The 8,059-nt window shown below is 63.7% G+C and carries 3 protein-coding genes; all 3 read left to right on the forward strand.

Going from position 1 to position 8,059, the window contains the following annotated elements:
- Positions 1 to 109 precede the first annotated feature (109 nt).
- From NG697_RS19420 to NG697_RS19430, 3 genes are read left to right on the forward strand one after another with little or no spacing between them, the layout of a single operon-like run.
- Positions 110 to 2,191 carry an alpha-1,4-glucan--maltose-1-phosphate maltosyltransferase gene (locus NG697_RS19420; RefSeq protein WP_308293042.1) on the forward strand — a complete coding sequence of 694 codons (2,082 nt, stop codon included), beginning with the start codon at positions 110 to 112 and terminating at the stop codon, positions 2,189 to 2,191.
- Complete coding sequence (treS, locus tag NG697_RS19425; RefSeq protein WP_252567160.1) at positions 2,188 to 3,984, forward strand: maltose alpha-D-glucosyltransferase; 1,797 nt, start codon at positions 2,188 to 2,190, stop codon at positions 3,982 to 3,984. Before NG697_RS19420 ends, treS begins: the two co-directional genes overlap by 4 nt.
- 1 nt (position 3,985) lies before the next feature.
- Positions 3,986 to 7,693 carry a 1,4-alpha-glucan branching enzyme gene (locus NG697_RS19430; RefSeq protein ID WP_252599703.1) on the forward strand — a complete coding sequence of 1,236 codons (3,708 nt, stop codon included), beginning with the start codon at positions 3,986 to 3,988 and terminating at the stop codon, positions 7,691 to 7,693.
- Positions 7,694 to 8,059 lie beyond the last annotated feature (366 nt).

Consider the following 8,059-nt stretch of genomic DNA (forward strand, 5'->3'; position numbering starts at 1 on the left):
GGCTTTCTTTTAGGTAAATGACAGTTGGCGTGGCGGATAAGTCGAATCGCCGCGACAAAAAGCAGCGCAGGCTTAGCAATCTGGACCATTTCTCGCTAACGTCGAGCCTGTGACGACTAACTCAGTAACCCCTGCCGCCTCAAAGAAAAAGCCGAAAGGCCAAATCACCGACGGGCTAAGAATTGGCCGTTTTCCGATCACTGCAGTGCAGCCTGTGGTGGAGAGTGGGAAGTATCCTGCCAAGGCCCTGCCGGGGGAGGGAATTGTGGTGGGCGCCACGGCCTTCCGGGAGGGGCATGACCAACTGGGTGTCAGCGCGGTCCTCCTGGATCCCCGCGGGAAGGAACGCCAGCGCGTCAGGCTGGCGCCGCCCAGGGGGGAACGCGGCCTCGGTACCGACCGCTGGGAGGGCATCCTCACGCCGTCGGCCGTTGGAAACTGGACGTTTTTCATCGAGGCCTGGCACGACCGCTACGGAACCTGGCACCACAACGCCGAAGTCAAGGTGGCGGCAGGCATCGACGTTGAGCTGATGCTCGCCGAAGGATCGGCGCTGCTCTCGGAGGCGGCCGCCGACGCCTCCCGCAATGCGTCGGACCGGCGTACCCTGCGCATGGCGTCTTCCATTCTGGGCAACGGGTCCCTCACCGATGAGGAGCGTCTGGCAGCCGGCTTCGGCGCGGACGTCGCCGCCGTGGTGGACCGCCAGCCGATCCGCGAACTGATCACCGTTTCCGAGCAGTTCCCGCTGCTGGTGGAGCGCGATCTCGCAGGCCGTGGAGCCTGGTACGAATTCTTCCCCCGGTCCGAAGGCGCCGTCAGGGACGCCACCACCGGGGCATGGACGTCCGGGAATTTCAGGACCGCGGCGAAGCGGCTGGACGCGGTGGCGGAAATGGGCTTCGACGTTCTCTATATGCCGCCGATCCACCCCATCGGTATCCAGCACCGAAAGGGCCCCAACAACACCCTGATTGCCGGCCCGCATGATCCCGGCTCGCCCTGGGCCATCGGCGCCAAGGAGGGCGGCCACGACGCCATCCACCCGGAACTGGGCACGTTCGAGGACTTCGACGCCTTTGTTGCCCGCGCCAACGAACTGGGCCTGGAAGTCGCCCTGGACCTGGCGCTGCAGGCCGCGCCGGACCACCCCTGGGTGCAGTCCAACCCGGAATGGTTCACTACCCGGGTTGACGGGAGCATCGCGTACGCGGAAAACCCGCCCAAGAAATACCAGGACATTTTCCCGCTCAATTTCGACAATGATCCGGAAGGGCTTGCGAAGGAAATCCTGCGGGTCGTGTTGCTGTGGGTCAGCCATGGCGTGAAGATCTTCCGGGTGGATAATCCGCACACCAAACCGGTGTGGTTCTGGGAATGGCTCATTGGCCAGGTCAACAAGAAGACCCCTGGCGTAGTGTTCCTCGCGGAAGCGTTCACGCGCCCTGCCATGATGCACGCCCTGGGCCGGGCGGGCTTCCAGCAGTCCTACACCTACTTCACGTGGCGGAACACCAAAAAGGAAATCGAAACCTACTTCACGGAGGTCAGCCACGAGTCGCCGGCGTACTTCCGGCCCAACTTTTTTGTCAACACGCCGGACATCCTCACGGAATACCTGCAGTTCGGCGGTCCGGCGGCGTTCAAGATCCGCGCCGCATTGGCCGCCACCGCCAGCCCCCTGTGGGGCGTTTATGCCGGCTACGAACTTTATGAGCATGTTGCCCGCCCCGGCGCGGAAGAGTACATCGACAACGAGAAATTCGAATACAAAGCCCGTGACTGGGACGCTGCCGCTGCCTCAGGCCGGACCCTGGCGCCGTACTTGACCAGGCTCAACGCAATCAGGCACAACCACCCGGCGCTGCTGGACCTGCAGAATCTCACGGTCCACCACAGCACCGACGACGCCACGGTGGTGTACTCCAAGCACAAGACCCTGCCGGACGGCACCAAGGACACCATCATTGTGGTGGTCAACGTTGATCCGCACGCCATCAGGGAGAGCACTATTTCACTGGATCTGGCTGCGCTGGAACTGGACCCCGAGGATCTGTCGCCCAACGGCGGGTTCCGGGTGGATGACCTCATTTCCGGTGAATCCTGGGAATGGGGCGAATACAACTACGTCCGCCTGGACGCGCACGTTGAACCCGCCCACATCCTGAGCGTGAGGAGATTGCATCAGTGAGCTTTAACCCGCAGAGTTCCAGCCAGCATTTCACCCCCAAGAGCACCTTTGAGCTGAACGCCCCTGGCCTGGCCCACGATCCGCTCTGGTATCGGAAAGCTGTGTTCTATGAGGTGCTGGTGCGGGCCTTCGCGGATGCGAACGGCGACGGTTCGGGCGACTTCTCCGGCCTGATCGACCGGCTGGACTACCTACAGTGGCTTGGCGTGGACTGCCTGTGGCTGCCGCCGTTCTTCCAGTCGCCGCTGCGTGACGGCGGCTATGACATTTCGGACTACAACTCCGTCCTGGATGAGTTCGGGACCATCAGCGACTTCAAGCGGCTCGTGGCCGAGTCCCATGCCCGCGGCGTCCGGGTCATCATTGACCTGCCGCTGAACCACACCTCGGACCAGCACCCCTGGTTCCAGGAATCGCGCAAGGACCCGGACGGTCCCTTTGGCGACTTTTACGTGTGGAGCGACACTGACGAGAAGTACCAGGACGCCCGCATCATCTTCGTGGACACGGAGGAGTCCAACTGGACCTTCGACCCCATCCGCCGGCAGTTCTTCTGGCACCGCTTCTTCAGCCACCAGCCTGACCTGAACTTTGAGAACCCCAAGGTCATCGAAGCGCTCTTTGACGTGGTCCGTTTCTGGCTGGACCAGGGCATCGACGGTTTCCGGGCGGACGCCATCCCGTACCTCTTCGAGGAAGAGGGGACCAATTGCGAAAACCTGCCGGCCACCCATGACTTCCTGCGCAAGCTGCGGGCCATGGTGGATGAAGGCTACCCGGGCCGCGTCATCATCGCCGAGGCCAACCAGCCGCCCAACGAGGTGGTGGAGTACTTCGGAACAGCGGAAGAGCCCGAATGCCATATGGCCTTCCATTTCCCCATCATGCCGCGCCTCTACTACGCCCTGCGGGACCAGAAGGCCGCTCCGATCATCGAGACCATGCATGACACCCCGGAGATCCCCGAAGGGGCGCAGTGGGGAACGTTCCTGCGCAACCACGATGAACTGACGCTGGAGATGGTCACGGCCGACGAGCGTGCGGCGATGCTGGGCTGGTATGCCCCGGACCCCCGGATGCGCGCCAACATCGGGATCCGGCGCCGGCTTGCACCGTTGCTGGATAATTCCCGGGCCGAGATCGAACTGATCAATGCCCTGCTGCTGTCACTGCCTGGCAGCCCGTTCCTGTACTACGGGGACGAGATCGGCATGGGGGACAATATCTGGCTCGATGACCGCGATGCTGTGCGCACCCCCATGCAGTGGAACCCGGACCGGAACGCAGGATTCTCCAACGCTGATCCCGGCAAGCTCTACCTGCCGGTCATCCAGTCGCTGGTGTACAGCTACGGCATGGCCAATGTGGAAGCCGAGGCCGCCCACTCCGGTTCCCTGCTCCGCTGGACCCGGCAGATCCTCAGCGTCCGCAAGAACCACCCTGCCTTCGGGCTGGGCGCGTTCAAACATGTCGAAGCCGACCACGACGCCGTGGTGGCGTATCTTCGCGAACTGTCGGATGACAACACTGCAGGGCTGCCCGGCGAAACCATTCTGTGCGCCTTCAACCTTTCGCAGCACCCCGTCGCGGCAAAACTGCGGATTCCGCAGTTTGCCGGCCGCGGGCTGCGCGATGTGTTCGGGGGTCAGCCGTTCCCCGGGATCGACGACGACGGATCACTGACGCTGACCCTGGGAAGCCATGATTTCTTCTGGCTACGGGTCCGCTCGGCGACGTCCAATCCAGCCTCCCCGTACACGCAGGCACTGCCCATCCTGTCCATCGAGAACTGACATGGCCCAGCCCACCCTCACAGCCCCACTAAGCGCCGTCCTCCGCGAATGGCTTCCGCGCCAGCGGTGGTTCCCCGTGAAGACAGCCGATTTTTCGCTGGAACAGGCAGGCAGCCTGAGCCTTGAAGATGCCGCCGGGCAGGCCCGGCTGGAGATCTTCCTGCTGGCTGTTTCCTCCCGGACGGCCGACGGCGGTCTCCGGACTGACGTGGTCCAGGTCCCGCTGAGTTACCGGGCAAGTCCGCTTGCCGGAGCGGAGCGGGCACTGGTAGGCCAGGCTCCCGAGGCCGGCATGGCCTGGATCTACGACGCCGTTCACGATCCATCCTTTGTGTCCTCCTGGCTGGAGCTGATCCGGTCCGAAGCGGGCTCGAACACGGGCTCGGCGACGGGCCACCGCACCCGGTCGGAGCACCGACTGCCTACCGCCCACGGAATGGTCAAAGTCCTGTCCGGCGAGCAGTCCAACAGCTCTGTCATTGTTGACGACGGCGAGTCCGCGGCGATCGTGAAATTCTTCCGTGTCCTCTCCGAAGGGATCAACCCTGAGGTCGAGGTAGGGGCGGCACTGACGGCCCAGGGCACCTTCGAGGTTCCGGCCACGCTGGGGTGGGTCCGCGGGGAATGGCAAGCGCCGGCGTCATCGGGGCTCCCGGCACAGGAGCCATCGCAGGGCGAGCTTGCCGTAGCCCACGAATTCCTCGCCGGCGGCCGCGATGCCTGGCGCCTTGCCGTGGATGCCGCGCGCACCGGTGCTGATTTCACCGCCGAGGCGCATGCCCTGGGCGCTGCCACAGCCACAGTCCACCGGCGGCTGGCGGAAGCACTCGGCACAGCGGTTGAACCGGCCCCGGGTCAGCTCATTGCGCCAGGAGTAGCCCAGCGGGTCCGGCAGGCATGGGCGGAAGCCAGTGCCGCCGTCGGGCCTTACGACGACGCGCTAGGGGCTCTGCTTGGCGAGCTCGACGGCGTGCCCGCAGGGCCGCTGCAGCGGATCCACGGCGATCTCCACCTCGGCCAGATCCTGCAGGTCCCCGGCCACGGCGGCCAGCCCGGCCGGTGGGCCATCCTTGATTTTGAAGGTGAGCCACTGCGGCCCATCGCCGAACGCAACTTCCCCGATGTTCCGCTCCGGGACGTGGTGGGAATGCTGCGTTCCTTCGACTATGCGGCAGGCGCGGCGGAACGCGAATATCAGGGTGCGCGCGTTCCGGCGTCCTGGGTCGATGATTGCGCGGACGCGTTCCTTGCCGGCTATGCCGCAGTCACACCCGGCACCATCGACCGGACTTCACCGCTCTTTGTGGCATTGTGGCTGGACAAGGCCCTTTATGAAGTCGTATATGAATTGCGGAACAGACCTGACTGGCTGGCCATTCCAACGAATGCGTCCAGGCGGCTCCTCAGCGTTAAAGGCTCCGGCGATCAGGCCGGAGCAGCATCGGAAGGTATGAAAATGACAGGCTCAGCACGTACAGACCGGCCCCGGGTGCCTCTTCACGTGGACCCGGACACGTTGGCCCGCGTGGCGAACGGCGAACACCACGCGCCGCACTCAGTGCTCGGCGCCCACCTTGACGACCACGGCCATGTGACGGTCCGAACGCTTAAGCACCTCGCGGAGGCAGTGAGCGTGGTGACTGCCGTGGGCTCAGTGCCCATGACCCACGAAAACAACGGGGTATGGGTGGCAGTCCTCGAACCGCTGCAGGCCGGCCACGTCCCCGACTACCGGCTGGAAGTCACCTACGCCGGTGCCGCGCCCCTGACGGTGGATGAGCCGTACCGTTACCTGCCCACCGTGGGTGAAGTGGACCTGCACCTGATCGGCGAGGGCAGGCACGAGAAGCTCTGGGAAGTCCTGGGCGCGCACGTCCAGCACTACAAGTCCTCCCTCGGCGATGTTGACGGCGTCTCCTTTGCCGTCTGGGCACCGAACGCGCAGGCGGTCCGCGTCAAAGGTGACTTCAACGCCTGGGACGGCCGCGAAAATTCGCTCCGCTCGCTGGGATCCTCGGGCGTGTGGGAAGTCTTCCTTCCCGGCGTTTTAGCAGGGGCGTGCTACAAATTCGAGATCAAGTCCAAGAGCGGGCACTGGGTCGAAAAGGCGGACCCCTTGGCCTTCGGCACCGAAGTCCCGCCGCTGACGGCGTCCCGGGTGGTGGAACCGTCCTACGTTTTCAAGGACGCCGAATGGATGGCGGCACGCGCCCAGCGTGACCCGCACAATTCGGCGATGAGCGCCTACGAGGTCCACCTCGGATCCTGGCGCCTTGGCCTGGGCTACCGCGAGCTCGCCAAAGAGTTGGTGGACTACGTCAAGTGGCTGGGCTTCACGCACGTTGAGTTCATGCCCGTGGCCGAACATCCCTTCGGCGGCTCCTGGGGCTACCAGGTGACGTCCTACTTTGCGCCGACGTCGCGCTTTGGCCATCCGGACGAATTCCGGTACCTGGTGGATTCCCTGCACCAGGCCGGAATCGGCGTGCTGCTGGACTGGGTTCCGGCGCACTTCCCCAAGGATGCCTGGGCGCTGGCTCAGTTCGACGGCGAACCCCTGTACGAGCACGCCGACCCGAACCTGGGCGAGCACCCCGACTGGGGAACGCTGATCTTCGACTTCGGCCGCACCGAGGTACGGAACTTCCTGGTGTCCAACGCGCTGTACTGGCTTGATGAGTTCCACATCGACGGACTCCGGGTTGATGCGGTGGCCTCGATGCTGTACCTGGACTATTCGCGCGAAGACGGGCAGTGGTCGCCCAACCGCTTTGGCGGACGCGAGAACCTGGAAGCCATTTCCTTCCTCCAGGAAGTCAACGCCACCGTCTACAAGACCCACCCGGGCGCGGTGATGATCGCCGAAGAGTCCACGGCTTTCCCCGGTGTCACCGCCCCCACAAGCCACGGCGGCCTGGGCTTCGGGCTCAAGTGGAACATGGGCTGGATGCACGACTCCCTCAAGTACGCCTCCGAGGACCCGATCAACCGGAAGTGGCACCACGGTACGTTGACGTTCTCGATGGTCTACGCGTTCACCGAGAACTTCCTTCTCCCCATCAGCCACGACGAAGTAGTGCACGGCAAGGGCTCCATGCTCCGGAAGATGCCGGGGGACCGCTGGCAGCAGCTGGCCAACCTGCGCGCCTTCTTTGCCTACCAGTGGGCGCACCCGGGCAAGCAGCTCATTTTTATGGGCACCGAATTCGGCCAGGAGGCTGAATGGTCCGAGCAGCATGGACTGGACTGGTACCTGGCCGACATTCCGGCGCACCGCGGATTGCAGCTCCTCACCAAGGACCTCAACGAGCTCTACAGCTCGACGCCGGCCCTCTACGCTCGGGACAACGAGCCCGGTGGTTTCCAGTGGATCAACGGTGGGGACGCCGACCGCAATGTCCTGACGTTTGTCCGCTGGGACAAGGACGGCAATCCGTTGGTGTGCGCCGTTAACTTCTCCGGCGGGCCGCATGTGGGCTATGTCCTCGGCGTTCCCGCTGCCGGGGCCTGGACCGAAGTGCTCAACACTGATGCTGCGGCCTACGGCGGTTCAGGTGTTTTGAATGGCGGCGAGCTGATTGCCCTGGACGAAGGGCTTGATGGCCAGCCGGCATCGTTGACCGTGACGCTGCCGCCTTTGGGTGCGGCGTACTTCAAACCCGTTCCCTTGGCGGCCGGCGGACCGAAAAGTGTGAACCCGCTCTCTTAAGTGCGCGGCGAAAAGCCCGGAATTCCTTGAGATTCCGGGCTTTTTGCCGCCCTCAGGGTGGGGGTGCGGGGGGCTGTTCGGGGCTTGGTTGGCCATCCCGGCAAAGTGGTGGTAGAGTTTATTTCCGCGCTGCTCCACGGAGTCAGACCGAAAAAACCGACACGAAAGCCTCAGGCTGAGAACGTCGCGGATGCCGGTTTGACAAGAGTGAGACCAGCGGGTAAGTTTGAAAAGTTGCTCCGGAGCGATCTACGGCCGATATGTTGGTTGTGGTGGTGCCGGGTGTGTCTGTTGTTTGAGAACTCAATAGTGTGCCAAGTTTGTTGATACCAATTTATTGTATTGAATTGGTTGAATTGACTGGAT

Origin of the sequence: Pseudarthrobacter raffinosi (genome assembly GCF_023913835.1) — a bacterium.
In the GTDB taxonomy this organism is placed as follows: Bacteria; Actinomycetota; Actinomycetes; order Actinomycetales; family Micrococcaceae; genus Arthrobacter; species Arthrobacter raffinosi.